21 protein-coding genes and 1 pseudogene are annotated in these 26,798 nt (G+C 71.0%); 15 read left to right on the plus strand and 7 right to left on the minus strand.

What is annotated here, in order from left to right; all coding sequences use genetic code 11:
* Nucleotides 1-325: 325 nt before the first annotated feature.
* Nucleotides 326-1,276 carry a LysR family transcriptional regulator gene (locus tag M2163_RS31355; protein ID WP_280895656.1) on the minus strand — a complete coding sequence of 317 codons (951 nt, stop codon included), beginning with the start codon at nt 1,274-1,276 and terminating at the stop codon, nt 326-328.
* Nucleotides 1,277-1,362: 86 nt separating this feature from the next.
* Between M2163_RS31355 and M2163_RS31360 the strand changes: the two genes are divergently transcribed.
* Nucleotides 1,363-2,193 (plus strand): oxidoreductase, encoded by an 831-nt coding sequence (locus tag M2163_RS31360; RefSeq protein WP_280895657.1) that lies wholly within the window; start codon nt 1,363-1,365, stop codon nt 2,191-2,193.
* A gap of 10 nt (nt 2,194-2,203) precedes the next feature.
* Here M2163_RS31360 and M2163_RS31365 read toward each other — a convergent pair whose 3' ends face one another.
* Complete coding sequence (locus M2163_RS31365; protein ID WP_280895658.1) at nt 2,204-3,376, minus strand: serpin family protein; 1,173 nt, start codon at nt 3,374-3,376, stop codon at nt 2,204-2,206.
* An 84-nt stretch (nt 3,377-3,460) separates the two neighbouring features.
* On the opposite strand from M2163_RS31365, the gene M2163_RS31370 reads away from it, so the two are divergent.
* The 6 genes from M2163_RS31370 (at nt 3,461) to M2163_RS31395 (ending at nt 10,012) form a co-directional block, all read left to right on the plus strand.
* Nucleotides 3,461-4,708, plus strand: a complete 1,248-nt coding sequence (locus M2163_RS31370) for a DUF4190 domain-containing protein (protein WP_280895659.1) — start codon at nt 3,461-3,463, stop codon at nt 4,706-4,708.
* 147 nt (nt 4,709-4,855) lie between these two features.
* A complete protein-coding gene (locus M2163_RS31375) occupies nt 4,856-5,608 on the plus strand; it encodes a GntR family transcriptional regulator (protein WP_280849532.1) in 753 nt (250 codons plus the stop codon).
* Between the two features lie 313 nt (nt 5,609-5,921).
* Nucleotides 5,922-6,113, plus strand: coding sequence for an SPOR domain-containing protein (locus tag M2163_RS31380; protein WP_007384464.1), 192 nt, complete (start codon nt 5,922-5,924; stop codon nt 6,111-6,113).
* 25 nt (nt 6,114-6,138) lie between these two features.
* Complete coding sequence (locus M2163_RS31385) at nt 6,139-6,603, plus strand: (deoxy)nucleoside triphosphate pyrophosphohydrolase (RefSeq protein WP_280849531.1); 465 nt, start codon at nt 6,139-6,141, stop codon at nt 6,601-6,603.
* Between the two features lie 95 nt (nt 6,604-6,698).
* On the plus strand, nt 6,699-7,106 hold the full coding sequence (locus tag M2163_RS31390) for an ATP-binding protein (protein WP_280849530.1): 408 nt from the start codon (nt 6,699-6,701) through the stop codon (nt 7,104-7,106).
* A 281-nt stretch (nt 7,107-7,387) separates the two neighbouring features.
* Nucleotides 7,388-10,012 carry a SpoIIE family protein phosphatase gene (locus M2163_RS31395; protein ID WP_280849529.1) on the plus strand — a complete coding sequence of 875 codons (2,625 nt, stop codon included), beginning with the start codon at nt 7,388-7,390 and terminating at the stop codon, nt 10,010-10,012.
* Here M2163_RS31395 and M2163_RS31400 read toward each other — a convergent pair.
* A complete protein-coding gene (locus M2163_RS31400) occupies nt 10,009-11,391 on the minus strand; it encodes a hypothetical protein (protein ID WP_280895660.1) in 1,383 nt (460 codons plus the stop codon). The two genes, M2163_RS31395 and M2163_RS31400, sit on opposite strands and share 4 nt — an antisense overlap.
* 80 nt (nt 11,392-11,471) lie before the next feature.
* On the opposite strand from M2163_RS31400, the gene M2163_RS31405 reads away from it, so the two are divergent.
* From M2163_RS31405 to M2163_RS31415, 3 genes are read left to right on the plus strand one after another with little or no spacing between them, the layout of a single operon-like run.
* Nucleotides 11,472-12,644: a hypothetical protein gene (locus M2163_RS31405; RefSeq protein WP_280895661.1), complete on the plus strand. Its 1,173-nt coding sequence runs from the start codon at nt 11,472-11,474 to the stop codon at nt 12,642-12,644.
* 46 nt (nt 12,645-12,690) lie between these two features.
* On the plus strand, nt 12,691-13,659 hold the full coding sequence (locus M2163_RS31410; RefSeq protein WP_280895662.1) for a phosphotransferase: 969 nt from the start codon (nt 12,691-12,693) through the stop codon (nt 13,657-13,659).
* A 5-nt stretch (nt 13,660-13,664) separates the two neighbouring features.
* On the plus strand, nt 13,665-13,988 hold the full coding sequence (locus M2163_RS31415) for a hypothetical protein (RefSeq protein WP_280895663.1): 324 nt from the start codon (nt 13,665-13,667) through the stop codon (nt 13,986-13,988).
* Here M2163_RS31415 and M2163_RS31420 read toward each other — a convergent pair.
* The 4 genes and pseudogenes from M2163_RS31420 to M2163_RS31435 form a co-directional block, all read right to left on the minus strand.
* Nucleotides 13,969-14,739, minus strand: coding sequence for a succinate dehydrogenase/fumarate reductase iron-sulfur subunit (locus M2163_RS31420; protein WP_280849524.1), 771 nt, complete (start codon nt 14,737-14,739; stop codon nt 13,969-13,971). The two genes, M2163_RS31415 and M2163_RS31420, sit on opposite strands and share 20 nt — an antisense overlap.
* Nucleotides 14,736-16,670, minus strand: coding sequence for a fumarate reductase/succinate dehydrogenase flavoprotein subunit (locus M2163_RS31425; RefSeq protein ID WP_280895664.1), 1,935 nt, complete (start codon nt 16,668-16,670; stop codon nt 14,736-14,738). Before M2163_RS31425 ends, M2163_RS31420 begins: the two co-directional genes overlap by 4 nt.
* A gap of 23 nt (nt 16,671-16,693) precedes the next feature.
* Nucleotides 16,694-17,531: pseudogene (locus M2163_RS31430) on the minus strand (hypothetical protein).
* A 19-nt stretch (nt 17,532-17,550) separates the two neighbouring features.
* The gene (locus M2163_RS31435) at nt 17,551-17,841 is read right to left on the minus strand and encodes a hypothetical protein (RefSeq protein ID WP_280849522.1); all 291 of its coding nucleotides are present in this window, start codon (nt 17,839-17,841) and stop codon (nt 17,551-17,553) included.
* 299 nt (nt 17,842-18,140) lie between these two features.
* Here M2163_RS31435 and M2163_RS31440 point away from each other — a divergent pair, with 299 nt between their 5' ends.
* The 5 genes from M2163_RS31440 (at nt 18,141) to M2163_RS31460 (ending at nt 26,791) form a co-directional block, all read left to right on the plus strand.
* A complete protein-coding gene (locus M2163_RS31440) occupies nt 18,141-20,396 on the plus strand; it encodes an ABC transporter substrate-binding protein (protein ID WP_280849521.1) in 2,256 nt (751 codons plus the stop codon).
* 126 nt (nt 20,397-20,522) lie between these two features.
* A complete protein-coding gene (gene typA, locus M2163_RS31445) occupies nt 20,523-22,430 on the plus strand; it encodes a translational GTPase TypA (protein WP_280849520.1) in 1,908 nt (635 codons plus the stop codon).
* A gap of 372 nt (nt 22,431-22,802) precedes the next feature.
* Nucleotides 22,803-23,822 carry an ABC transporter permease gene (locus M2163_RS31450; RefSeq protein WP_280849519.1) on the plus strand — a complete coding sequence of 340 codons (1,020 nt, stop codon included), beginning with the start codon at nt 22,803-22,805 and terminating at the stop codon, nt 23,820-23,822.
* Between the two features lie 99 nt (nt 23,823-23,921).
* Nucleotides 23,922-25,715 (plus strand): ABC transporter substrate-binding protein, encoded by a 1,794-nt coding sequence (locus tag M2163_RS31455; RefSeq protein WP_280849518.1) that lies wholly within the window; start codon nt 23,922-23,924, stop codon nt 25,713-25,715.
* Between the two features lie 98 nt (nt 25,716-25,813).
* Nucleotides 25,814-26,791 carry an ABC transporter permease gene (locus M2163_RS31460; RefSeq protein WP_280849517.1) on the plus strand — a complete coding sequence of 326 codons (978 nt, stop codon included), beginning with the start codon at nt 25,814-25,816 and terminating at the stop codon, nt 26,789-26,791.
* Nucleotides 26,792-26,798: the final 7 nt, after the last annotated feature.

A 26,798-nucleotide genomic window follows, 5' to 3' on the forward strand; every position in this document is an offset into this window, starting at 1 on the left:
ACACGCGCCCCTCAGCCTCGGCACCGCCCGACCTCCGCGACCCGCCGCCCCGCGGGGCACCGGCCGGAGTGGACGCCCGGCGGCTCGCCCTGCGGCGGCCACGCCCGCGCGTGGCCGCGGCCTCCGCCTCGGCGACGCTGCTGTACAGCTCCTGGTCCGGCGCGTAAGCATCCATCAGCGGCTCCGCCGCGGGGGCGTGCGTGAGCGTGATCGGCTCGGCCACCTCCGCGTCCGCCCCTGCCCCGGCCCCGCCCCGCCCCCGGCCTGAGTCCCGGCCTCCGCCTCCGCTCCCACCCCCCGCCCCGGCCTGAGTCCCGGCCCGGCCTCAGCCCCTGGGCCCGGCCCCGGCCTCACTCATGCCCTCCAGCCCCCGCTTCCGCCACCCACCGACAAGCCCCGCATACCCCCGCACCAGCGGCCGCCCCCCGTCCTCCCTGCGCCAGGCCAGCACATATCTGCTCGGGCCGATCCCGCGCACCGGCCGGGTGACCACCCCGCCCAGGGTGATCAGGGGGGCGTTGCCGGCGGCCACGAGGCAGATGCCCAGGCCGGCGACGAGGGCCTCGTACGTCTCCTCGGTGCCCGCGATCTCCGCGCCGACGCGGGGCGGCCGGCCGGACCGTTCGTCGACGGCGAGCCAGAAGTCGCGCAGGGGGCCCGCGCTCGGCGGCAGGGCGAGGAACGGCTCGTCGGCGAGGTCGGCGAAGTCGATCTCCTCGCGCGCGGCGAGCGGATGGCTGTCGGGGAGGGCGACCAGACGGGGCTCCTCGGCGACCACGGTCCACCCGTAGCGCTCCTCGTCGGGCAGCGGCAGCCAGACGAACGCGACCTCCGTCCCGCCGTCCGCCAGACCCGCGGTCGGGTCCTGCCAGCCCATCTGCCGCAGCCGTACGACCGCCTCCGGATGCGCGGCCGTGAAGCGGGAGCGGATCGCCGGCAGCAGACCACCGCGGCCGGGGCTGGTGCTCATGCCCACCACCAGGGTGCCGCGCCCCGCCGCCCGGGCCGCCGCCATCGCGGCGTCCGCTCCCGACCAGGCCTCCAGCACCCGCCGGGCGTGCGGCAGCAGTGCCTCACCCGCCTCGGTGAGCAGCACGCCCCGCGGGTCCCGGCGGAACAGCTCCACGCCCAACTGCCGCTCCAGCGCCCGGATCTGCTTGCTCAGCGCGGGCTGCGACACGTACAGCCGCTCGGCCGCGCGGGTGAAGTGCAGCTCCTCGGCCACCGCGAGGAAGTAGCGCAGGTCCCGTACATGTACGTCGGTCGTCATAGCCATCGGTTATCACCGTGGGTCTTGGACCGGCAACCGCATTGCCCAGCAGGGTGGTTGGTGAACAAGCAGTGCAATCACGAGGAGTCGTCATGAACAAGGTGTGGCTGATCACGGGCGCGAGCAGCGGCTTCGGGCGGGCGATCGCCGAGGCGGCCCTGGCCGACGGCGATGTCGTGGTGGGCGCGGCCCGCAGGCCCGAGGCGCTGGACGACCTGGTGGCCGCCCACCCCGACCAGGTGGAGGCGCTGTGCCTGGACGTGACCGACACGGCCGCCGCGCAGGCCGCCGTACGGGACGTGCTGGCCCGGCACGGCCGGATCGACGTGCTGGTCAACAACGCGGGCCGCACCCACGTCGGGGCCTTCGAGGAGACCACCGAGGACGAACTGCGCGAACTGTTCGGCCTGCACGTCTTCGGGCCGGCGGCGCTGACGAGGGCGGTGCTGCCCTCCATGCGCGAGCGACGGTCGGGGGCGATCGTGCAGATGAGCAGCATGGGCGGCCAGATGTCCTTCGCGGGCTTCTCGGCGTACAGCGGGACGAAGTTCGCGCTGGAGGGCCTGTCCGAGGGGCTCGCCGACGAGGTCCGGGAGTTCGGCATCAAGGTGCTGATCGTGGAGCCGGGCGCCTTCCGCACCTCGCTGTTCGAGGCGAGCCGTGCCGGGGTCAGCGCCGACAGCGGGATCTACGCCAAGGTGAGCGAGACCCGCGGGTTCGTCGCCGGCGGCGACGGCACCCAGGCGGGCGACCCCGCGAAGGCGGCCGCCCTGATCCGGGCCGCGCTCGAGGCCGAACGGACGCCGCTGCGGCTGCCTCTCGGCGACGACGCGGTGACAGCCGTCCTCGACCACCTCGACGGCGTACGGTCCGACGTCGTCGCCTGGGAGAAGAGCACCCGGGCCACGGGTTTCGACGACTGAGCCCGGCTCGTCACCAGGGCTCGTCCACCCATCCCGCCATCAGCACCAGCCGCGTCTCCCGGTGCACGGCGAGGAAGCCGAAGGGGCGGTCGAAGACGGCCGTCACCACGGTCGACAGGTACCGGGGTGCGGGCGGCGGCCCGCCCGGCGCCGCCGCGACCGCCGTCACCGCGGCCGCCTCGAAGCCGAGCGCGTCGAAGCGGGCCAGGACGGACTGCCGGGCGGAACCGACGGCCAGGGGCGAGGCGCTGATGCCGGGGAAGTGGCCCTGCCGCGTGTCCCGGGCCGAGCCGAGGCCGAACAGCCCGTGCAGGTCCAGGAGATCGTGGTGGGCCCGCACCTCGAAAGCGGCCGTGGTCACCTCCAGCGTCGGCTGCCGCGGGTCGGCACACGGCCGCTCCTCCACCCGCAGTCCCGGGCCCGCGAGTCCGTGCGGGAGCGAGGATCCCCGTACGACCGGACGCGTGCCGTCGAGCACGGCCGCTCCCGCCGCCAGCACCTGCCCCGGCGTCATCTGCTCGTCGCCGAGCAGGAGATGGACGTCGACGCCGTTGTCGCCGAGCACCTTCGCCCCGGTGACCCGGCCCTCGGGCGCGGTCGCCACCCCGACCCGGTCCAGCCGCACGCTCCGGCGGTGCAGCCCGCGCAGGGTCCGGTTCCGCCAGGGGCCCGCGGACGGCCGCAGCGGACGCGACTCGAAGGGCCGCAGCCAGGCGGTCCGCAGCGCCAGCGCGCTCGCCAGCACGAGGTCGGTGTCGTCCCGCACCTCCACCGGCATCCGCTCGATCAGCCCGCCCGTGCGTTTCGCGGCCCAGGCGTCCAGCTCCCGCTGATCCAGGGCGGGATCGCCGGTGAGGACGCCGTGCGCGTCGGTGGGCAGCCCGGCCGCCCACTCCTCGCGGGGCTCCAGCGTCCGCCTGGTCCACAGCCCGAGCGCGCAGTCCAGCGCCTTCGCGTCGGCAAGTCCCGCGAGCAACTCCCGTGCCGCCGCGGCCGCTTGTCCGGCGGGCACCCCGAGGGCCCCCGCCAGCTCGTCCCGTGCCGGGCCCCGCGCGCCGTCGGCCAGGAAGGCCAGCAGCGGCCACACCCCGGCCGCCGAGAACACGGTCCCCCGTGAGCACACCCCCGCCCACCGTGCCGTGAGTCCGTTCACCGCCTGGGTCGTCGCACCAGTGATCGGCATTCCACCCCCGCCCGCCCCGCGCATACCATGCGCCCTGTCGTACGTCAGTTCCCCACCACTGCCTGAACCAGGAGCACGGTACCCGTGTCCATACCCCCGCCCCCTGGGCCCCACCAGCCCGACCCCGCCCAGGGGCCGTCCCCGGCCCCGGACCCGTACGGGCCGCCGCCACCGGGACAACAGCCGTATGGGCAGCAGTCGTATGGGCAGCAGTCGTACGGGCAACCCTATGGTCCGCCGTACCAGACCTGGGGACAGGGCTACAGTCCCTACGCCCGCCCCTCCTCCGTCAACGGCCTCGCCGTCGCCTCCCTGGTGCTCGGTGTGCTGTGCTGCTTCCCGGCCGTGGGCCTGGTCCTCGGGGTGATCGCGCTGGCGCAGATCCGGAAGAAGGGCCAGTCCGGCAAGGGGCTGGCGATCGCCGGGTCGATCCTGTCCTCGCTCGGGCTCGCCCTGTGGGTGACCGCGCTCGCCACCGGAGGGCTCTCCGAGGCCTGGGACGGGTTCAAGAAGGGCGCGACCGAGGGCACGGCCTTCTCGGTGGTGAAGGGACAGTGCTTCGACGCGCCGGGGGAGTCCCTCGAAGGTCTGACGTACGACGTCGACCAGGTGCCCTGCGCGGGTGAGCACGACGGCGAGGTGTTCGGCGAGTTCAGGATGACCGGCTCCGCCTTCCCGGGCGACAGCGCGGTCTCCGACGCCGCCGACGAGAAGTGCTACCCGCTCCAGGACGCCTACGCCATGGACAGCTGGGCGCTGCCCGAGGACGTCGACGTGTACTACTTCGGCCCGACCCGGCAGAGCTGGCGCCTCGGCGACCGCGAGGTCACGTGCATCTTCGGCAACACCGACGAGCAGGGCACGCTGACCGGATCGCTGCGCGCCGACGAGACGACGCTCGACACGTACCAGATCACCCTCCTCAAGTCCCTCAACGCCCTCGACAGCGTGCTGTGGGAGGAGCCCGAGGACTACCCGGAGGACGACCTGCCCGGCTACCTGGACTGGTCGCGGGACGTCCACGACAGCCTCGGCGAGCAGATGGACGCCCTTCGCGCGCCGTCCTGGCCGGCCACGGCCGACAAGCAGGTCGCGGCCCTGGTGAAGGACCTGGGGGAGGCGCGCGACGAGTGGGCGAAGGCGGTCGCCGCGGCCGAGGACGACGACGTGGACGCTTTCTACATCCACTACGACAAGGGGTACGAGTTCGTCGACGGCCCCAGCACGGTCACCGCACGCAAGGCTCTGGGCCTGGCCACGAAGCGGCCGGCGTACGACGAGGAGAGCGGCGACGGGAGCGGGGAGTCGAGCGGTGGCGAACTCAATGTGTGATCGCCGCCATAGCGGGGAGAAAGTGCCTGCGTAAAGCCCACCACCGGCACATGTCATCACATCGAGTGATTCTCTGGCCTTTGCTTGCATGGCCGAACCCACGGTTGCCACGCTGTTGCTGTCTGTACAACCTGATGGGAGCGGCCAGTGACATTCGGTGAGCAGCCGGCGTACCTGCGTGTCGCGGGTGATCTCCGCAAGAAGATCGTCGACGGTTCGCTGCCACCGCACACCCGCCTGCCGTCCCAGGCCCGGATCCGCGAGGAGTACGGCGTCTCGGACACCGTCGCGCTGGAGGCCCGCAAGGTGCTGATGGCCGAGGGCCTGGTCGAGGGCCGCTCCGGATCCGGGACCTATGTCCGCGAGCGGCCGGTGCCCCGCCGTATCGCCCGCTCCGGTTACCGCCCGGCGTCCGGTGCCACCCCCTTCCGGCAGGAGCAGGCCGACGGGGAGGGGCGCGGCACCTGGGAGTCCAGCAGCCGGCAGACCGAGGCCTCGGCGGTCATCGCCGAGCGGCTCGCCATCCGGGCCGGTGACCGGGTGATGTGCACGAAGTACGTCTTCCGGGAGGCCGGTGAGCCGATCATGCTCTCCACCTCCTGGGAGCCGCTCGCGGTCACCGGGCGCACTCCCGTGATGCTCCCCGAGGAGGGCCCCCTGGGCGGCATGGGGGTGGTCGAGCGCATGGCCGCCATCGACGTCGTGGTGGACAACGTCACCGAGGAGGTCGGCGCCCGCCCCGGTCTCGCCGAGGAACTGCTCGCCCTGGGGGGTGTCCCCGGGCATGTCGTCCTCGTGGTCCACCGCACCTACTACGCCTCGGGCCGTCCGGTGGAGACGGCCGACGTGGTGATTCCGGCCGACCGTTACCAGGTCGCGTACCACCTTCCGGTGAAGTAGTGCGCTCCCCGGGGAAGTTGCCCGGGGCGAACACCCAACCGGACCGCAGGCGAACGCCGTTCGAATTCGGCCGTTCTCGCAGGTCGACACCGCTGTCCCGGACGCCTCCCTGACCGGAGGCATGGCCCGCCACCGGGGGCGTGTTCACCGGTGCGCGCCCCTGTCGCAGGAGTCCGTCCTGGCTGGTTGCGTACCTCTTTGTGAAAACGCGTGTTCGCTGCGTAAAGGTAGGGCGTAGGCTCGGGCATATGCGGATTGCGGTTTCCTTATCGGGTGGGGCTCGACGCAGGTCGGGAAGGAGCGGTGGGGCGCAATGAACGACGGCACGATCACTCTTCCCTGGCTCGTCATACGACAGGACGACAACGGCAATCGCTACCGCGTGGGCAGGTACGCGACCCGGGCCGAGGCCCAGAAGATCGCCGACAGTCTCGATGCCCGCGGCCACAAGCAGCTCTACTGGGTCGAGCGCATCGGCCCGAACGGCGCGAGTTCGGCCGACTGACGGAGCCTCCCGTAGGCTCCGGCGCATGACGGAACGGATCGTGGTGGTGGCGGCCGCCCTGTACGACGGCGACCGCCTCCTCGCCGCCCGCCGCAGCGCACCCCCTGAACTGGCCGGCCGCTGGGAGCTGCCCGGGGGCAAGGTGGAACCGGGGGAGTCACCCGAGGCGGCCCTCGTGCGCGAACTCCGGGAGGAGCTGGGCGTCGAGGCGGAGGTGCTGGAGCGCGTCCCGGGTGAGTGGCCCCTGAAACCCCCGTACGCCCTCCAGGTCTGGACGGCCCGCGCGCTGCCCGGCTCCCCGCACCCCAAGCCCCTTCAGGACCACGACGACCTGCGCTGGCTGACCCCGGACCAGGTCGGGGACGTCGACTGGCTCGACCAGGACGTGGAAGCCATCGGTGCGCTGGAGGCATTCAGGGGCGCGGGAAACGGCGCGACAAGCCCCCACGGACCCGCACGCCCGGGACGGAAGGTGCCCCCGGGCTCGTAGGCGCCCTCCTTAAGCCATTCGGCACGGTACCGCGCCCCTGATATCGGGTATGTGCCCCTTAACCCCACGAAAGCGGACATGGGCTGGCCCGGGATGTGATCGGCGTGATCGACACCGAAGGCGACTGCGCCAAGTGGACTTTCCCGGCGGATCCGGGTGCCGTGCGCGCCGCCAGGACGGCTGTCCGGGACCGGCTGGCCGCCTGGCACCTCGACGGCCTCGCCGACATCGCCGCCCTGCTCGTCAGCGAGCTGGTGACCAATTCCCTGCGGCACGCCACCGGACCCATCGGTGTCCGGCTGGTCCGCCCCGCGGGCGTCGGCGGCGTCCTCCTGGTCGAGGTCTCCGACCCCCTCCCCGACCCGCCCCGGGAGCGCGTCGCCGACCTGGACGACGAGAGCGGGCGCGGTCTGCAACTGGTCGCCCATGCCGCCGACCGCTGGGGTACCCGTCCCGGTGCGACCGGCAAGACGGTCTGGTTCGAACTCACGGTGCCGGCATGAACGGGATCTGATCGCGGTGCGGAACACCATGAACACCTGTACGGCCCCCCTTCCGCTGTCCATCGGCTGGTTCAGGCCAGTGGCGGTTGTCGGCAGACGTGATTCGACGCCGTGTCCGCTGGTTAGAAGACTGGGAGTGTTGTCGCAGCCCGGACCGAAAACCGTCGGGATCGTGCTGTGATCGTGAACACCGTGTTGTGCGGCGCCGTAGTGCTGGATACTGCGGGCAGCCGCCCCCGGTGACCGGTACCGGACGCGGTGAGCTGGAGGGGACGGTTCGCGTGAGCGAGATACCAGCGAAGGCCACGGAGTCGAAGGACCCGTCGGACGGCGCGAGGGCGGAGGCCGCGGATGCCGTGGCAGAGCTCCGCCACGGCGACATGCCGTCCGCGGACGCCATGTGGCAGAGCAGCCCGCCCGGCTCGATCTACGACTACATCAAGGTCGCGTCCTTCTCCATAGGCCCGGACGGTCTGGTCGACCAGTGGAGCCTGCGCGCCGAGCAGCTCTTCGGCATCCCCGCCGAGCACGCCGTCGGCATGGACCCCATCGAGGCCTTCATCGACCCGGACCTGCGCGCGCAGGGCCAGCGGAAGATGGCGGAGATCCTGGACGGCCGCGAGTGGACGGGCGTGGTCCCCTTCCGGGTGCCCGCGTCGGCGGCCGACGGCGAGTGCGGCCGGGAGGGGCTGGCCGAGGTCTATGTGATGCCGACCCGGACCGAGGAGGGCGAGAAGGCGGCGGTCTGCATCGTCGTCGATGTCCGCACGCTGCGCAGCATCGAGACCGACCTCGCCGCCTCGCAGGCGATTTTCGGTCAATCCCCTTTCGGGTTCGTGCTGATCGACCCCGAACTGCGGGTCCGCCGCGTCAACTACCGTTTCGCCTCCCTCTTCGGCGGCAGCCCGGACGACCACCGGGGCAAGGGCGTCCACGACTATCTGCCGCGCCCCGAGGCCGAGCGGGTCACCGCGACCCTGCGCCGGGTCCTGGAGACCGGCGACTCCATCACGGACATGCACGTCACGGGCTTTCTGCCGGGCTCCGACGAGCGCCGCCACTGGTCCATCAACCTGTACCGGGTGCGCAGCGGATCCGGCCGGCCCATCGGCATCGCCTGGCTGGGAACCGACATCACCGCCCGCCGCGCCGCCGCCCGCGAGGCAGCGGCCGCCCGGCGCAATCTCGCCCTTCTGAACGAGGCGGGTGCCCGCATAGGGAACTCGCTCGACCTGGAGACCACGGCCCGCGAACTCCTCGACGTCGTCGTGCCCGGCTTCTGCGACCTGGCCACCGTCGACCTCTACCAGGGGCTGCTGGCCGGTGACGAGACCCCGCCCGGGCTCGCCGACGGCAGCGCCGAACTGCGCCGGGTGGCCTTCGCCAGCGCGGTCTCCGACGCCCCTTTCGCCGGCTCCGGCGCCCCCGTCTCGGTCGGGGCGGTCCACCACTACCCCTTCAACTCGCCCTGCGCGGACGCCCTGCGCACCGCCCGGCCGCAGTACATCCCGGCCGAGGAGGGCGGCCTCGTGCAGTCCACGCTCGCGGTGCCGATGGTCGCCCACGACACCGTCGTAGGACTCGCGCAGTTCTCCCGGACCAAGGGCAGTGAGCCGTTCGGGGACCGGGACCGGGATCTCGCGGTGGAGCTGGCGGCGCGGGCGGCGGTCTGTATCGACAACGCCCGCCTGTACCGGAGGGAGCACGAACGGGCGCTGATACTCCAGCGGTCCCTGCTGCCGCCCGGCGACCCGGTCGCCTCCGGACTGGACATCGCCTGCCGCTATCTGCCCGGCAACTCCTCGGCCGACCGCCCCAGCGAGGTCGGCGGCGACTGGTTCGACGTCATCGAACTGCCGGGCCACCGCACGGCCTTGGTGGTCGGTGACGTGATGGGCCGCGGGCTGCGGGCCGCGGTCGCGATGGGCGAACTCCGTTCGGCGGTGCGGACCCTCGCCCTCCTGGACCTCGAACCGGCCGAGGTGCTCGCCGCGTTGGACGAGATCGCGCGCGGACTCGGTGCCCCCGGCGGGGTCCAGCAGGCCACGCGCGCGGCCCGCCGCCCCCGGGAGGCGGACCTGTCCGAGGTGTACCTCGCGACCTGCGTGTACGCCGTCTACGACTCGGTGACCCGCCGCTGCACCTTCGCCAACGCCGGCCATCTGCCGCCCGTGCTGGTCGAACCCGGCGAGGACGCGCTGATGCTCGACGTGCCGCCCGGCATGCCGCTCGGCGTCGGCGGCGAGCCCTTCGAGGAGGTGGAGGTCGAACTACCCGAAGGCGCCCTGCTCGCGCTCTACACGGATGGACTGGTCGAAAGCCGCGATCACCCCCTCGACGAGGGTCTCCAGGCGTTCGTCGGAGCGCTCACCGACCCCTCCGCCCCGCTGGAGGACGTCTGCGACCACGTCCTCAACACCCTCGACACCCACCACGGTGAGGACGACATCGCGCTGCTGATGGCACGTGTCCAGGGCCTGCCCACCGAGTCCGTCGGCGACTGGACGCTGCCGCGCGAGCCGCGCAGTGTGGGCCGGGCCCGCGAGTACGCCCGCGGGCAGCTGCTGAGCTGGGACCTGGAACCGCTGGTCGACACCACGGAACTGCTGGTCAGCGAGCTGGTCACGAACGCCCTGCGGTACGGCGAGGGTGACATCAGGCTGCGCCTGCTGCTCGACCGCACCCTGGTCTGCGAGGTCTGGGACTCCGGCCTGGTCCAGCCGCGCCGCCGGCGCGCCCGCGACACCGACGAGGGCGGCCGGGGACTGCAACTGGTCGGCCTGCTCAGCGCGGCCTGGGGCTCCCGCCGGACCCCGCGCGGCAAGACGGTGTGGTTCGAACTGCCGCTGCCGGACGGGGAGAACGGCATGGTGGACCCGGCGGAGGCCCTGCTGAGCCTCTTCTAGGCGGGGTGCCCGCGCAGGCGTACGTCCCGCTCGGCGAGGTCACGCGCCTCGCGGGCCAGGACGTCCGCCCGCGCCGGTTCGTCGGTCAGCCGTGCCTCCGAGAGCAGGACGCGGGGCGCGGCACCGACCGCCTCGCGGTGGACGGTGACGTAGTCGTCCGCCGCGGCCAGCGACTCCCGGGCGACCAGCAGCGCGGCCACCGGGAGCACGCCCGACCGGCCGGCCGCCAGGGGCGCGGTCGCGTGCACGATCCGCCGCAGCACCCCGAGCGGGTCGTACGGCTGCCCGGACGTCGTCTCCCGTCGTACGGCGGCCAGGACGGCGTCGGCGTGCAGGAGCCGGGCGTAGGTCTCGCCCTCGTAGGTGGTGCCGTCGCGTGAGGGGGCCAGTTCCGCCTCGGCGCCCGTGAGGGCGGGCGGGATCAGCCGGGCGGCCTCGGTGCGCGCGGCGCGCAGCCGGGTCACGGCCGTGACCAGCACGTCCGCCCGGGCGATCGCGGTCTCCGCCGCGCGCAGCCGGCCGGCCGCCTGGTCCGGACGCTCGGAGGCGGTGGCCAGGTGGGTCTGGTTGAGGTGGACGGTGGCGGCGACCAGGCTGTCCTTGGCCAGTTCGACGTACCCGGTGACGGAGTCGTCCGCGGGCGCGGTCCCCACCTCGGCCGTGCGGGCGGTCAGCTCACGGAAGCGCGTCTCGGCGCACGCCAGGGCCGCGGCCGGGTCGTGCTCCAGCCCCCGCACGGCCCGCAGGCTCTCCGCCGCCCCCGTCACCCGCCGCTCGGCCTCCTCGCAGCGGCCCACGACCCCGGCGAGGGCGGCCGCCCCCTCCGGGACGCCCTCGTCGTAGCGCCGCCGTATCGCGCACGCCGCCGCCAGTTCGGCCTCCGCCGCCTCGGCCGCCCCGGCGAGGGGGGCCACCGCCTCAGGACCGGAAAGGGCCTCGGCGAAGGCGAGTTCCTCGCGGAGCGCGCGAAGACGGTTGTCGGCGTCGACCAGCGCGGCCCGGGAACGGTCGTCCAGGTCCGCGAGCGGGGGCGTGGCCGCGGGGGAGGGGTACACGCCGACGTGGGTCGTGCCGGCGGCCGCCGGTGTCGTACGGCCGCGGGTGCGGCGCATCCGGCGGACCGAGCCCCAGGCCGCCAGGACCACCACGACGACGAGAGCGGCGACCGGCAGGACGAGGTCGGTGCCGGAGGACTCGTCCTCGGCCGGGGCGGCGGCACCGGCCCGGGCGCCCGCAACCGGAGCGTCGTCGTTGATCGTCATCCACGGCAACACCAGCCACACGACCGCGATCACCACGCCCAGCAGGGCGTGCGCCACCCGCACGGACAGGTGCGAGCGGCTCCGCCGCGGTCGGCCCCGTATCAAGGATGGCGTCACATTTCGGAGCGTATGGGCCGTAATGCGGGCGCGCGAGCGGGGCGGGACGGGCGAGGGTACACCGGCGGACGGGGGAGCGGATGGCACAGGCGCAGGGCACAGGGACCGACGGGGACCGGTGGTGGCGACGACGTCCACGTCCGGCCCCGGGGGCGCGGGGGACTGCGCGACCAGCCCCCACTCCGTCGCGGCTGACACGCGGGGAGGGCGCCGACCAGGAAGAGCCGGGGAAGGGCGCGCCGAGGCCCGGGCGCCGCCGCTGGATCCGCCGGGCCGCTCTCGGTCTCGCGCTCGTCGTCCTCGTCCCCCTCCTGTCCGTCGCCGTCGCCCTGCGCCTCAACTACGCCGGTGACCCCGCCGACGGCACCCGCACCCGCGGCAAGGACGCGATCTGGCTCGGGCACGCCTGGGTGGACGGGCGGAAGACCGACGCCGACGTCGGCGCCCTCGCCCGGCGCCTGCGGGACACCGGCATCCGGGACCTCTACGTCCACGCGGGGCCCCTGGAACACGACGGCACGCTGCCCGCGTCGGCGTACCCGAGGGCGGCCTGGCTGATCGGCGCCGTGCACAGGGCGGCTCCCGGGGTCCGCGTCCAGGCCTGGCTCGGCGACCGGCTCGCCAGCGAGAGCCCGGACGGCATGCGCCTGGCCGAGAAGGACACCCGCGCCGCCGTCGTGCGGTCCACCCGGCAGATCCTCGCCGCCGGGTTCGACGGCGCCCACTTCGACCTGGAGCCCCTGCACTCCGGCGACCGGCACTACCTGGACCTGCTCGACGCCCTCCACCGGGTCACCCGCGCCCGTGGCGTCCCGCTCTCGGTCGCGGCCCACCAGATCGACCCGCTGCCCGCGCTGCACTCGGTCGCGGGGACGGTCGCCGGGCACCCCAAGTGGTGGTCGCAGGCGTTCTTCGGCCAGGTCGCGCGCCGGGTCGACCAGATCGCGGTGATGTCGTACGACACGGGCACGCCGCTGGAGAGCCTGTACGGCGGTTACGTGGCCCAGCAGACGTCCCTCGCCCTGGAGGTCACCCCCGAGTCCACCGACCTGCTGATGGGCCTGCCCTTCTACCGGGCGAACGACCTCGGCCACTGGGCCCACGCCGAGACCGTGCCCGCGGCCGTCCGGGGCGTGCGCCTCGGGCTCTCCCGCACGGACGCGGACAGGGCCGGATTCGGTGTGGCGCTGTACGTCGACTTCGCGGCCACGGAGGCGGACTGGAGGGCGTACGAGAGGGACTGGGTCCGCTGAAAAAACCACCTGCGACTGGGGCCGCCGCGCTGCGACGATCTGCCGGATGACCGGTACCCGCAGACACCTCACCCGCGACGACCTCGCTCCCCTGGCCCGCGCCGCGACCTGCCGTGGGCTGCTCGGTGTCGGCCGGCTGCGCGGCGGCACCAAGAAGGGTGTCTACCGGCTCACGCTCGACGACGGCACCACCGTCGTCGCCTACGTCTGGTCGCCGGACGAGGACTACTGGGACGCCGGCCCCGCCGATCCCCGCGACCCGTTCTCCCCGGGGACGAGCCTCGACGTCTTCACGGCGGCCCACGACCGGCTCGTCGCGGCCGGCGTCCGCACCCCGCGCCTGCTGCACTCGGACACCACCATGAACGCCGTGGTCGTCGAGGACATGCGCGGCGGCAGCCTGGAGGAGGCCCTGGAACGGGACCCGGTCGCCGGCCGCGCCGCGCTGGAGCGGTTCGCCGACGTGCTGGAGACCCTGCACGCACAGGAGGGCCCCGCCCTCGGCAAGGTCGGGCTGGTGGACAACGGCGGTACATCGTCGACGAGTTCGGCGGCCCGGCGTGTGACCGAGGGGGCCCTGCGCGACATCGAGGAGGCCGCCGTACGCGACGAACGGATCGCCGTCGTCCGGGAGGATCTCGAGGAGACGCTGCGACGGCTCGCAGCGGCCGTCCGGCCCCGCACCCGGCACGTCCTCATCCACGGCGAACTCGGCCCCGACCACGTCCTGTTGGACGACCGGGGGCGGCCCGCCCTCATCGACATCGAGGGCCTGATGTACTTCGACGTCGAGTGGGAGCACGTCTTCCTGCGGATCCGCTTCGACGAGCGCTACGACGCCCTCCGCGCCCCCGACCTGGACGAGGCCCGGCTCCACCTCTACCGCCTCGCCATGCACCTCTCCCTCGTCGCCGGCCCCCTGCGCCTGACCGAGGGCGACTTCCCGAACCCCGGCTGGATGCGGGAGATCGCGGAGCACAACCTGGCCAGGGCGCTGGAGCTGGTGGGACGATGACCGGCGTGCACTGGGTACTCACGGGGACCTGCCTGCTCGGCGTGACGGTTGTCGCGGCCTGCGGCGTCGCGGGGGCCGCGACCGGCTGGGTCCTGCCGTGGGCCCGGCCCGGAGTCCTGCGGCCGAGGCTGTGGGGTTACGGATCGCTGGCCGTCGCGGCAGGAGCAGCGGTGTGGGTCTTTCTGGGCCCCGTGGCCGGGCCGCCGCACGCCCCGGCCGAGTACGTGCACCTGACCGGCTGGAGCCTGTGGGTGGCGGGCCTGCTGATCCAGCTCCGGGCCCGGCGTCCCGGCCGCGCTCCCAGGGACGCTACGACGACCTCCTCCTGATCTTCGAGCCCAGCCACACCAGCGGGTCGTACTTGCGGTCGACGGCTCTTTCCTTCAGGGGGATCAGCGCGTTGTCGGTGATCTTGATGCCCTCGGGGCAGACTTCCGTGCAGCACTTGGTGATGTTGCAGTAGCCGAGGCCGTGTTCGTCCTGGGCCGTCTTCTTGCGGTCCAGACCCTCGGACTCGGCCGCGTCCAGCGGGTGCATGTCCAGCTCCGCCACCCGCATGAGGAAGCGCGGACCCGCGAACGCCGTCTTGTTCTCCTCGTGGTCGCGCACGACATGGCAGGTGTCCTGGCACAGGAAGCACTCGATGCACTTGCGGAACTCCTGCGAGCGGTCCACGTCCTCCTGCATCATCCGGTACTCGCCGGGCCCGACTCCGGCCGGCGGCACGAACGCCGGGACCTCGCGCGCCTTCCGGTAGTTGAAGCCGACGTCCGTGACCAGGTCCCGGACCACCGGGAAGGCCCGCAGCGGAGTGACGGTGATCGTCTCCTCGGGCGTGAACACCGACATGCGGGTCATGCACATCAGCCGGGGACGGCCGTTGATCTCCGCCGAGCACGAACCGCACTTGCCGGCCTTGCAGTTCCAGCGGACGGCGAGATCGGGCGCCTGGGTGGCCTGGAGGCGGTGGATGATGTCCAGCACCACCTCGCCGTCGTTGACCTCGACCTTGAAGTCCTCCAGGCCGCCGCCCTTCACATCACCGCGCCACACCTTGAAGTGGGCCGTGTAGCCGCTCATTCGTACAGCTCCTCCTCGGCGAGGTACTTGACCAGCTCCTCCTTGTCGAAGAGGGCGAGCAGGTCGGCGCGGATGGGTTCGGTGGTCTCACGGGTGAGGTCGATCTGGCCCCGCACGGGATCGGTCGCCGCCAACCCGCCGGTGGGGTCGGTCAGTCGGCACAGCAGATTCACGTTGCGCCACGCGCGGTCCATCGTCGGGTGGTCCTCGCGGGTGTGGCCGCCGCGCGACTCGGTCCGCTCCAGCGCGGCCCGTGCCACACACTCGCTGACCAGCAGCATGTTCCTGAGGTCCAGCGCGAGGTGCCAGCCCGGGTTGAACTGCCGGTGCCCCTCGACCCCGGCCCGCCGGGCCCTTACCCGAAGGTCCGCGAGCTTCTCCAGGGCCTGCTCCATCTCGCCCTCCCGGCGGATGATGCCGACCAGGTCGTTCATCGCCTGCTGGAGCTCCTGGTGCAGGGTGTAGGGGTTCTCCGGAGGCCCTACGGAGGGTTCGGTGCCCTCCGCCGAGAACGGCCTGAGCGCCTCAGCCGCCGCCGCGTCCACCTGGGCCTCGTCCACCGGCGGACGTGCCGCCGCGAGCCCGGTGGCGTACTCCGCCGCGTGCCAGCCCGCCCGGCGTCCGAACACCAGCAGGTCGGACAGCGAGTTGCCGCCGAGCCGGTTCGAGCCGTGCATGCCGCCGGCCACCTCACCGGCCGCGAACAGCCCCGTCACCCCGCGCGCGGCCGCCGTGTCGGACTCGACCGCGATGCCGCCCATCACGTAGTGGCAGGTCGGCCCGACCTCCATCGGCTCGGCCGTGATGTCGACGTCGGCCAGCTCCTTGAACTGGTGGTACATGGAGGGCAGCCGGCGCCGGATCACCTCGGCGGGCATCCGCGTCGAGACGTCCAGGAAGACCCCGCCGTGCGGGGAGCCGCGGCCCGCCTTCACCTCGGAGTTGATCGCGCGGGCGACCTCGTCACGGGGCAGCAGCTCGGGAGGACGCCGGTTGTTGTCCGGGTCCTCGTACCAGCGGTCGCCCTCCTCCTCCGACTCGGCGTACTTCTCCTTGAAGACGTCCGGGACGTAGTCGAACATGAACCGCTTGCCCTCGGAGTTGCGCAGCACCCCGCCGTCACCGCGGACCGACTCGGTGACGAGGATGCCCTTCACCGACGGTGGCCAGACCATGCCGGTCGGGTGGAACTGCACGAACTCCATGTTCAGCAGGGGTGCGCCCGCGAGCAGGGCCAGGGCGTGGCCGTCGCCGGTGTACTCCCACGAGTTCGACGTCACCTTGAAGGACTTGCCGATGCCGCCGGTCGCGATCACCACGGCCGGGGCTTCCAGGACGAAGAAACGGCCGGTCTCACGGTCGTAGGCGAAGACACCGGAGACCCGCGAGCCGTCCTTGAGGATCCGGGTGACCGTGCACTCCTGGAAGACCTTCAGCCGGGACTCGTAGTCACCGGTCTCGCGGTGGTCCTCCTGCTGGAGGGAGACGATCTTCTGCTGGAGGGTGCGGATCAGCTCCAGGCCCGTCCGGTCGCCGACGTGCGCCAGGCGCGGGTACTCGTGGCCGCCGAAGTTGCGCTGGGAGATCTTTCCTTCCTTCGTCCGGTCGAAGAGCGCGCCCCAGGTCTCCAGCTCCCAGACCCGCTGCGGGGCCTCCTGGGCGTGCAGCTCGGCCATCCGCCACTGGTTGAGGAACTTGCCGCCGCGCATGGTGTCGCGGAAGTGGACCTGCCAGTTGTCGTGCGGATTGGCGTTGGCCATCGCGGCCGCGATGCCGCCCTCCGCCATCACCGTGTGCGCCTTGCCGAACAGCGACTTGCAGATCACGGCCGTACGGGCGCCTCGCTCGCGCGCCTCGACGGCGGCCCGGAGGCCCGCGCCCCCGGCGCCGACCACGACGACGTCCCACTCCTGGCGGTCGACCACGGACATCAGTTAGGCCCCACTCATCTCAGTCAGAAGAAGCGCGGATCGTCGAAGGCACCGGACGCGAGCAGATAGACGTAGAAGTCGGCGAGCGCCACGCTCACCAGCGACGCCCAGGCGAGCAGCATGTGCCGGGCGTTCAGCTTCCCGACGAACTGCCACGCCTTGTAGCGCACGGGGTGCTGGGAGAAGTGCCTGAGCTTGCCGCCCACGATGTGCCGGCAGGAGTGGCAGGAGACGGTGTACGCCCAGATCAGCACGATGTTGACCAGGAACACCAGGGTGCCGAGGCCCATGTGGCCCCACTCGTACTTCTCGTCGCGGAACGAGAGCACGGTGTCGTAGGTCAGGATGCCGGCGACCACGATCGCGGCGTAGAAGAAGTACCGGTGGATGTTCTGCAGGATCAGCGGGAAGCGGGTCTCACCGGTGTACTTCTTGTGCGGCTCGGCCACCGCGCAGGCCGGCGGGGACGCCCAGAAGCCCCGGTAGTAGGCCTTGCGGTAGTAGTAGCAGGTCAGGCGGAAGCCGAGCGGGAAGATCAGGATGATGATCGCGGGGGAGATGCCCCACCAGCTGCCGAAGATCTCCCAGTTGGGGCCGTGGCGCATGGGCGCGCAGCGCTCGGCCAGCGCAGGGGGAGTAGAACGGCGAGACGTACGGGGCCGCGTAGTAGTCCGTGTCGGCGAACGCCCGCCAGGTCGAGTACACGATGAAGGCGAGCAGCCCGGCGGCCGTGGCCGCGGGCGCCAGCCACCAGCGGTCGGTGCGCAGGTGCGGGGCGTCGATCGCGGCGCGCGTACCGGTGCGTACGCCGCCGCTCGCGGTATGGGATTCGGTGTCGGGGGGTTCCGTACCAGTGGCCAACTCATGACTCCGGTCGGGTTCAGGGGGTGTGGCGGTGGTGGGCGCCGAGTCCCTCGTCGTCCGAGTCCGTCCACAGGGTGTTGTCGTACGGGGCGTCGGAGATGGGGACGAAATCCTGGCGCCGGGCCTTGGCGAGCGCCGGGTCGGTCTCCCTCAGCAGCGCGAGGCTCTCGCGCAGCCGGTCGGCGTCGATCCGCACACGGCGCATCTCCAGACCGCTGCTGCCCAGCTGCTGCTCCAGACGCTTGACGTACCTGAGCATCTCGTCGAGCGCGCGCTGGGCCGCTGCCAGTTCGTCGTTCACGGACATGACGTGACCTCACTTCCGTGGGCGGGGATGCCCTGGACGGGAACGGTCATGCGCCTGCGAGTGTTGCGCGTCACACCTGCCGGTGTGAAGGGACGTGCATGGATTGGCGGATCGTGTGCCTCCGTGCGCGCCCCTCGTGCGCCGTCGATTGCGCCGCACGGGTGGGCTTCCCGGTCGTTGTCGCCGTGTCGCCGTCCGTTGCCGAACCCTTTCCTCTTCAGTGGCCGCAATAGATGTGATCAGCTCCATATACCGCCAAAAGTGATCATAACGCCCGCGGCTCCCGGAGGTAACCAGAGATGTCCCACAACGGCGTCGCACTGCGCGCGGTAACGCGCTCGGTCGGCTTCCTCACCGCGGGCGCGCTCGCGGTGACCGCGCTCTCCGGGTGCAGTTCCGAGGACCACGGGAGCAAGCCGCTCGCGGAACAGGACATCGCGCCCGCCGCCCGCGACCGGGTCGCCGACGGCGGCACCCTGCACTGGGCGGTGGACGCCGTCCCCGAGACCCTGAACACCTTCCAGGCGGACGCCGACGCGACGACCACCACCGTCGCCCAGGCGGTCCTGCCCTCGATGTACCGGCTCGACGCGAACGGCCGGCCGCAGGTCAACCCCGACTACCTGGAATCCGCCAAGGTCGTCGAGACCGAGCCCCGGCAGGTCGTGCTGTACAAGCTGAACCAGCAGGCGGTGTGGAGCGACGGCCGGGAGATCGGCGCCGCCGACTTCGCCGCCCAGTGGCGCGCCCTGTCCGGCAAGGACTCCGCGTACTGGACCGCCCGCAACGCCGGTTACGAGCGCATCCAGAAGATCGAACGCGGTGCCGACGACCTGGAGGTCAAGGTCACCTTCGCGCGGCCGTACGCCGACTGGCGCTCGCTGTTCTCGCCGCTGTACCCGAAGGACGTCATGGGCACCCCGGACTCCTTCAACGACTCCGCCCGCAAGAAGCTGAAGGTCACCGCCGGTCCCTTCCAGGTCAAGAAGGTCGACCGCAAGGACGACGAGATCACCCTCACCCGCAATCCGCGCTGGTGGGGCCACCCCGCCAAGCTGAACGAGATCGTGCTGCGCGCCGTCCCGCGCGACAAGCGGGCCACCGCGCTGGCCGCCGGCGCGATCGAGCTCGCCGAGATCGACCCCGAGGCCCTCGGCCGCATCAGCCTCTCCGCCCACGCGGGAGCCACCCCGGGCGGCAGCCCGGTCGCGGGCCCGGGCGGAGTCCCCGCCCACCGCTCCGGCGGCAACCTGGAGGCCGCCGACGCGCTGCGCTCCTGGGCCCTGGCCCACGGCGACGACGAGGAGGCCGCGGACGAGGAGCTCAGTGCCCGGCAGAAGAAGCGCAGGGCACTCGCCGCGTACGAGCGGGAACAGGCGGCGCTGAAGGGCTTCGAGGTCCGCAGGTCCCTGGAGCCCGCCTACACCCAGCTCGCCCTCAACGGCGCCTCGGGGCCGCTCGCCGACGAGCGGGTGCGCCGGGCCGTGGCCCGCGCGATCGACCGCAAGGCGCTGGCCGGCCTCGTCCTCTCCCCGCTCGGACTGCCCGCGGAGCCCGTCGGCAGCCACCTCGCGCTCTCCGGCCAGGACGCCTACGCCGACAACAGCGGCGCGCTCGGCGGCCAGGACGCCAAGGAGGCCAGGGCGCTGCTGGCGGACGCCGGGTGGGTGCCGGGCGGCCCGGTCGACAAGGAGAGGAAGAAGGGCGAGAAAGCGGCGGGGGCCGAGAGCGGGAAGGCCGGCCGGGGCTCCCGGGACAAGGGCGAGGACGGGGAGGGCGACGGGAGCGGGGACGACGGGAACTACATCGTCGGAGAGGACGACAAGAGCGACGACAAGGACCCCAAGGACCACCACGAGGGCGGGGACGGCCCGCGGCATCTCGCCCAGGACGGCAAGCAGTACGCCAACAAGCTGAACCAGGGCGGCGCGCCGGGGGCGTACGCCCCGAAGGGCACGGCGGCCCCGGCCGACGCGGCGACGAAGGTCCTGGCCAAGAACGGCAAGGCGCTCGCCCTGCGGTTCGTGCTCCCGTCGGGGCCGGGGTCGGAGACCCTGCGGACGGTCGCCGGACGGATCTCGCTGATGCTGGGGAAGGTCGGCATCCGGACCGAGATCTCCAAGGTCTCCGACGAGAGCTACTTCAAGGACCACATCGCCTCCGGGGAGTACGACCTCGCGCTGTACTCCTGGCCCGCGTCGGCCTTCCCCGCCACCGACGCCCGCCCGATCTTCGCCAAGCCGGTACCGGCCGCGGACGGGTCGCTGAACGTCGAACAGAACTACACCCGGGTCGGCACCGACCAGGTGGACCAGCTCTTCGACCAGGCCGTCGCCACGCTCGACGAGGGCAGGAGCCGCAGCCTGATCCGCAAGGCCGACTCCCGGATCTGGGCCGCCGCCGGATCCATCCCGCTGTATCAGCGACCCCAGCTGACGGCGGCGAAGAAGGACGTGGTGAACGCCGGTTCCTTCGGATTCCAGACACCGGTCTACGAGGACATGGGCTTCCTGAAGAAGGGCGCGAAGGCCTCGGCGGAGCCCACCGGAGACTGAGCCGGGCGAGCCCCCACCCGGGAGGCACCGTACGATGGGGTGAGGCCGTGGCATGTTGAGCCCGGCAGGGTCCGCGTAACACAGACGTACGCGTCGGCCTTCCTCACACTCCAGGAGTACGCCTTCATGGCCACGCGCCACGACATCCGCAACGTCGCCATCGTCGCCCACGTCGACCACGGCAAGACGACCATCGTCGACGGAATGCTGAAGCAGGCCGGTGCCTTCGCCGCCCATCAGCTCGACTCGGTCGACGACCGCATGATGGACTCGAACGACCTGGAGCGTGAGAAGGGCATCACGATCCTCGCCAAGAACACGGCGGTGAAGTACCACCCCAAGGACGGGGGGGACGTCATCACCATCAACATCATCGACACCCCCGGTCACGCCGACTTCGGCGGCGAGGTCGAGCGCGGTCTGTCGATGGTGGACGGTGTCGTCCTCCTCGTCGACGCCTCCGAGGGCCCGCTCCCGCAGACCCGCTTCGTGCTGCGCAAGGCGCTCCAGCAGCGGCTGCCCGTCATCCTGTGCATCAACAAGACGGACCGCCCGGACTCCCGCATCGACGAGGTCGTCAACGAGACCTACGACCTCTTCCTCGACCTGGACGCGGACGAGGAGCAGATCGAGTTCCCGATCGTCTACGCCTGCGGCCGTGACGGCATCGCCTCGCTCACCAAGCCGGAGAACGGCACGGTCCCGGCCGACTCCAACAGCCTGGAGCCGTTCTTCTCCACGATCCTCCAGCACATCCCGGCCCCGACGTACGACGAGGAGGCCCCGCTCCAGGCGCACGTCACCAACCTGGACGCCGACAACTTCCTCGGCCGTATCGCGCTGCTCCGCGTCGAGCAGGGCGAGCTGCGCAAGGGGCAGACGGTCGCGTGGATCAAGCGTGACGGCTCCATCAGCAACGTCCGCATCTCCGAGCTGCTGATGACCGAGGCGCTCACCCGCAAGCCCGCCGAGGTGGCCGGCCCCGGTGACATCTGTGCCGTCGCCGGTATCTCCGACATCATGATCGGCGAGACCCTCGCGGACCCGGAGAACCCGATCCCGCTGCCGCTGATCACGGTCGACGAGCCCGCGATCTCCATGACCATCGGCACCAACACCTCGCCGCTGGTCGGCCGGGGCGGCACCGGCAAGGGCGCCGACGCCAAGTCCGCGGTCAAGGACCGCAAGGTCACGGCCCGTCAGGTCAAGGACCGACTGGACCGCGAGCTGATCGGCAACGTCTCGCTGCGCGTCCTGGACACCGAGCGCCCCGACGCCTGGGAGGTCCAGGGCCGTGGTGAGCTCGCGCTCGCCATCCTGGTCGAGACCATGCGCCGGGAAGGCTTCGAACTGACCATCGGCAAGCCGCAGGTGGTCACCAAGGAAGTCGACGGCAAGGTGTACGAGCCCGTCGAGCGCATGACCATCGACGTGCCCGAGGAGCACATGGGCGCGGTCACGCAGCTCATGGGCGTCCGCAAGGGCCGTATGGACAACATGTCGAACCACGGCTCCGGCTGGGTGCGCATGGAGTTCGTGGTGCCCTCCCGCGGCCTCATCGGCTTCCGGACCGAGTTCCTGACGCAGACCCGCGGCACCGGCATCGGGCACTCCATCCACGAGGGCTTCGAGCCCTGGTTCGGCACCCTGCAGACCCGCAACAACGGCTCGCTGGTCGCGGACCGCTCCGGTGCCGTCACGGCCTTCGCCATGACCAACCTCCAGGAGCGCGGTGTGCTCTTCGTGGAGCCCGGCACCGAGGTGTACGAGGGCATGATCGTCGGCGAGAACTCCCGCGCCGACGACATGGACGTGAACATCACCAAGGAGAAGAAGCTCACCAACATGCGGTCGTCCACGGCCGACGTGTCCGAGTCGATCGTCCCGCCGCGCAAGCTCTCCCTGGAGCAGTCCCTGGAGTTCTGCCGCGACGACGAGTGCGTCGAGGTGACCCCGGAAGCGGTGCGCATCCGCAAGGTCAACCTGGACGCCCGCGAGCGCGCCCGCGCCGCGAGCCGCGCCAAGCACGGCTGACCCCACCGCCGGCGACCGTCGGCAGCCCGGTTCTCCGACACTCGGGGGACCGGGCCTTCGGTGTGCCCGCGGAAGCCTGTCCGCGATCTATGAGACACCGTCCGGATATCGGTAAGGGCCCGATCGTGTTTCGGACATGTGAACCGAAATCCATTGCGGTATGTCCGATTTGACGGTCTGTCGTCTCGCGTGTCAAGCGCGACCAGGTGTCAATCTTTGCAATTTTTCCTCAAAATATGGTCGGTAGGGAGATCCCTATGTCTTCCGCCCTTGACGCGCGTTGAACACTTTGGCGAAAGTTCCCCCAAACCACAGAACCTGCCGGTATCTGTGCTGCGCTCAACTCTCCAACCCCCCGGGGGAAGTACACACATGACCAGTCCAGTCGCCTTGGACCCCGAGCTCGAGTCGAACGCCGAGCCTGTCAAGGCCGAGCAGAAGCTCGAGGGTCGTTCTCCCGGCCAGTTGATGTGGCAGCGCTTCAAGCGCGACCGTACCGGTGTCATCTGCGCCGTGGTAGTGATTTTGTACTTCGTGGTCGCGCTGGCCGCGCCGCTGCTGGTGAAGCTGAGCGGGACCGACCCGTACACGCTGTACGGACAGGACCCCACCTACGCGGACAAGCCGGTCCTGGACGAGTTCGGGCTTCCCCTCGGCTACTTCGGCGGCGTCTCGGGCGACCACTGGTTCGGTGTGGAGCCGCAGTACGGCCGTGACCTGTTCGCCATGCTCGTGTACGGCATGCGGACCTCGCTGTTCATGGCGCTCGGCGTGACCGTCCTGCTGATGGTCACCGGCGTGATCATCGGTCTGATCGGCGGCTACTTCGGTGGCCGCACCGACTACTGGATCGGCCGGGTCACCGACTTCTTCCTGTCCTTCCCGCAGCAGCTGTTCTTCATCGCCTTCATGCCCGTGGTCACCGCGTTCTTCGTCGACCCGCGGGAGGAGACCCCCACGTACTTCCGCGCACTGGCGATGCTGATCGTGCTGTGGCTGCTGGGCTGGATGAGCATGGCGCGCCTCGTGCGCTCCACCGTGCTGTCCCTGCGTGAGAGGGAGTTCGTCGAGGCCGCCAAGGTCTCCGGCGCCTCCCCGGCGCGGATCGTCCGCAAGGAGATCCTGCCGAACGTGGTGACGCCGATCCTGGTGCAGTTCACGTACTCGCTGCCCAGCACCATCCTCACCATCGCCTTCCTCTCGTTCGCCGGAGTCGGCTTCGTCGAGCCGACTCCGGACTGGGGACGACTGTTCGCCGCCGCTGCCAACTACACCGAGCAGGACCCGGCGTTCCTCTTCTTCCCCGGTCTGGCGCTGGTGATCTTCGTTCTGGCCTTCAACCTCCTCGGAGACTCGGTCCGGGACGCTTTCGACCCCAAGTCAGGGCGGTAACTCGTCCATTGGTGGGGGGTGGCTGCCGCCCCCGCGTCGGCCTACCAGCCGCGTCAGGCAGTACTCATGGATAACAACCGACAGGTAGGTATTCGCCTCATGAAGCCCATCAGTTCGCGCAGAGCGCGCGCCGTCGTCGTCGCCCTCGCGGCCGGTTCCCTGGCTCTCACGGCCTGCTCCAAGAACGAGGGCGGCGACTCCGGTACCGACTCGAAGAAGGACCAGAGCGAAGCGTCGGTCCAGTCCAAGGCGGTCGCCTATGCCGACGCCGCGGGCTCGACGGGTCCGGCCGAGGAGGTCCCCGGCGCCAAGCCCGGCGGCACGATCAACGTGTACCAGGAGGCGGGCGTCTCGCACCTGGACCCGGGTCAGATCTACGTCTCCGACGCCGGCCAGGTGGCCAACCTGCTGTTCCGCCGCCTGACCCAGTTCAAGGAGGACGGCAAGGGCGGTGTCTCGGTCGTCGGTGACCTCGCGACCGACTCCGGCAAGTCCTCGGACGGCGGCAAGACCTGGACCTTCACGCTGAAGGACGGCGTCAAGGACCAGAACGGCAACGTCATCACGTCCGCCGACGTCCGTCACACCGTCGAGCGCCAGTACGCGAGCTTCATCTTCGACGGCCCGACCTACCTGCAGACCTGGCTGAGCGGCGCGGACTACCGCAAGGCGCTCCCGGACGGCGGCTTCGGCAAGAAGCACCTGCCGGCCTCGGTCCTGGACACCCCGGACGACAAGACGGTCGTCTTCCACTTCGACACCGCGCGTCCGGACCTGCCGCAGACGCTGGCCATGGCCGGCTACGCGATCGTCCCGGAGAAGACGGACACGAAGGCGGCGTACGACAAGGCCCCGGTCGCCACCGGCCCGTACAAGATCGTCTCGAACAAGGTGGGCAAGGAGCTCGTCCTCGCCAAGAACACCAACTGGGACCCGAAGACCGACTCCGTCCGCCACCAGTACGCGGACAAGTTCGACTTCCAGTTCGGCATCACCGAGTCGACCCAGACCAAGCGTCTGATCGCCGACCAGGGCGCGGACAAGAACGCCATCCAGTTCACCGGCGGCGTCGAGTCCACGCAGATCCAGGACGTCATCGGCAACCCGGCCGTCAGCAAGCGCACGGTCAAGGGCTACCAGCCCTACGTCATGCAGCTGACGTTCAACCTCGACCGGGTCAAGAACCTCAAGGTCCGCCAGGCCATCACCTACGCGGTCAACTCCAAGTCCCTCATCGCCGGTGAGGGTGGCGCGTACGGCGGCGACGTGGCCCCGAACTACTTCGCCCCGACCCTGCCGGGCTACGAGCCGAAGTACGACCCGTACGGCCGTCTGAAGACGCCGCAGGGCAACATCGCCAAGGCCGAGGAGATCCTCAAGGGCGTTCCGGCGGCCGAGAAGAAGGTCGTCTTCGCCTACGCCAACACCGAGGCGGGCCAGAAGCGCAAGGTCGCCATCGAGGACGCCCTGACCAAGGTCGGCTTCGACGTCGTGGCCAAGGAGATCGACGGCGCGAGCTACTACGAGCAGATCGGCAAGCTCGACAACCCGTACGACATCTACATCACGGGCTGGGGCCAGGACTGGCCGTCGGCGGGCACGGTCATCACGCCCATCTACGACGGCTCGCAGGTCGCCGACGGTGCCTCGAACTACTCGCACGTCAAGGACCCGAAGGTCGACGCCCTCATCAAGAAGGCGCTCTCCCAGGACCCGACCGCGGCCGCCGCGACGTGGAAGGAAGCCCAGCACTACCTGCTGGAGAAGGTCGTCCCGGCCGCCCCGCTCTGGTACACCAAGCAGTTCCAGCTCTCCGGGTCGAACATCGGCGGCGCCCGCTACGGCTCGGTGTCCAGCCTGATCGACATCACCCGTCTGTACGTGAAGTCGTAACTCTCTACGGCTGATCGCGGGGGCGCGCACCAGGCGGAGCGCGCCCCCGCACCTCCGTGAAACCTCCCACCGTCTCCGCAGAGAGCAGCCCTCCCGCCATGTTTCAGTTCATCATCCGGCGCACGGTCGGTGCCCTGGTCACCCTGTTCCTCATCGGCGCCGCCACGTTCTTCCTGTTCGTCGCCGCGCCCTCCGACTACGCCTCCCTGGCCTGTGGCAAGGACTGCTCGCCCGCGAGACTGGAGGACATCCGCCAGGCGCTCGGCCTCAACCTGCCGATCCACCAGCAGTTCTGGGACTTCATGTCCGGCATCGTGATGGGCCGTGACTTCCCGACCGGACACTGCAGCGCGCCCTGCCTCGGCCAGTCGTTCTACTCGGGCGACATGGTCTGGTCGACCATCATGGACCGCTTCCCGACCACCCTCACGCTCACCGCGGGAGGTGCGGTCGTCTTCGTCATCGTCGGTGTCGGAGCCGGCATGATCGCCGCCTACCGGCGCGGCACGCTGGTCGACAAGGTCGCCACCGGTGTGTCCATGGTGGTCAGCTCGTTCCAGATCTACGTGCTCGGCCCGATCGTCCTGCTGATCTTCGTCTACAGCACGGGCTGGATGGACAACCCCGCCTACCACCCGATCACCGAGGACCCCTGGCGGTGGTTCACCGGCATGCTGCTCCCCACGCTGGTGATGGCCACGATCTTCACCGCGCAGTACACCCGTATGGCCCGCTCCTCGATGATCGAGCAGCTCGCGGAGGAGCACGTCCGTACCGCCCGCGCCAAGGGCATGTCGAACAAGTACGTCTTCTTCCGCTACGCCTGGCGCGGTTCGATGATCCCGATCGTCACGGTCCTCGGCATCGACATCAGCTCGATGCTCGGCGGTGCCGTGGTCACCGAACTTACCTTCTCCCTCCAGGGGATCGGCCGCCTCGCCGTGGACGGCGCGGTCCACAAGGACCTGCCGCTCACGATGGGCGTCATGCTGTTCGGTGCCTTCTTCATCCTGATCGTCAACATCCTCACGGACATCGCGTACGCCGTCATCGACCCGCGCGTCCGTCTCTCCTAGGAAGAAC

The sequence above is a fragment of the Streptomyces sp. SAI-135 genome, assembly GCF_029893805.1.
Lineage (GTDB): Bacteria > Actinomycetota > Actinomycetes > Streptomycetales > Streptomycetaceae > Streptomyces.

Coding starts and splice junctions, on each gene's coding strand:
- M2163_RS31355 (WP_280895656.1), bottom strand. CDS start 1,276: ATGGCTATGACGACCGACGTACATGTACGGGACCTGCGCTACTTCCTC.
- M2163_RS31360 (WP_280895657.1), top strand. CDS start 1,363: ATGAACAAGGTGTGGCTGATCACGGGCGCGAGCAGCGGCTTCGGGCGG.
- M2163_RS31365 (WP_280895658.1), bottom strand. CDS start 3,376: ATGCCGATCACTGGTGCGACGACCCAGGCGGTGAACGGACTCACGGCA.
- M2163_RS31380 (WP_007384464.1), top strand. CDS start 5,922: ATGAACGACGGCACGATCACTCTTCCCTGGCTCGTCATACGACAGGAC.
- M2163_RS31385 (WP_280849531.1), top strand. CDS start 6,139: ATGACGGAACGGATCGTGGTGGTGGCGGCCGCCCTGTACGACGGCGAC.
- M2163_RS31405 (WP_280895661.1), top strand. CDS start 11,472: ATGGCACAGGCGCAGGGCACAGGGACCGACGGGGACCGGTGGTGGCGA.
- M2163_RS31410 (WP_280895662.1), top strand. CDS start 12,691: ATGACCGGTACCCGCAGACACCTCACCCGCGACGACCTCGCTCCCCTG.
- M2163_RS31420 (WP_280849524.1), bottom strand. CDS start 14,739: ATGAGCGGCTACACGGCCCACTTCAAGGTGTGGCGCGGTGATGTGAAG.
- M2163_RS31425 (WP_280895664.1), bottom strand. CDS start 16,670: ATGTCCGTGGTCGACCGCCAGGAGTGGGACGTCGTCGTGGTCGGCGCC.
- M2163_RS31435 (WP_280849522.1), bottom strand. CDS start 17,841: ATGTCCGTGAACGACGAACTGGCAGCGGCCCAGCGCGCGCTCGACGAG.
- M2163_RS31440 (WP_280849521.1), top strand. CDS start 18,141: ATGTCCCACAACGGCGTCGCACTGCGCGCGGTAACGCGCTCGGTCGGC.
- typA (WP_280849520.1), top strand. CDS start 20,523: ATGGCCACGCGCCACGACATCCGCAACGTCGCCATCGTCGCCCACGTC.
- M2163_RS31450 (WP_280849519.1), top strand. CDS start 22,803: ATGACCAGTCCAGTCGCCTTGGACCCCGAGCTCGAGTCGAACGCCGAG.
- M2163_RS31455 (WP_280849518.1), top strand. CDS start 23,922: ATGAAGCCCATCAGTTCGCGCAGAGCGCGCGCCGTCGTCGTCGCCCTC.
- M2163_RS31460 (WP_280849517.1), top strand. CDS start 25,814: ATGTTTCAGTTCATCATCCGGCGCACGGTCGGTGCCCTGGTCACCCTG.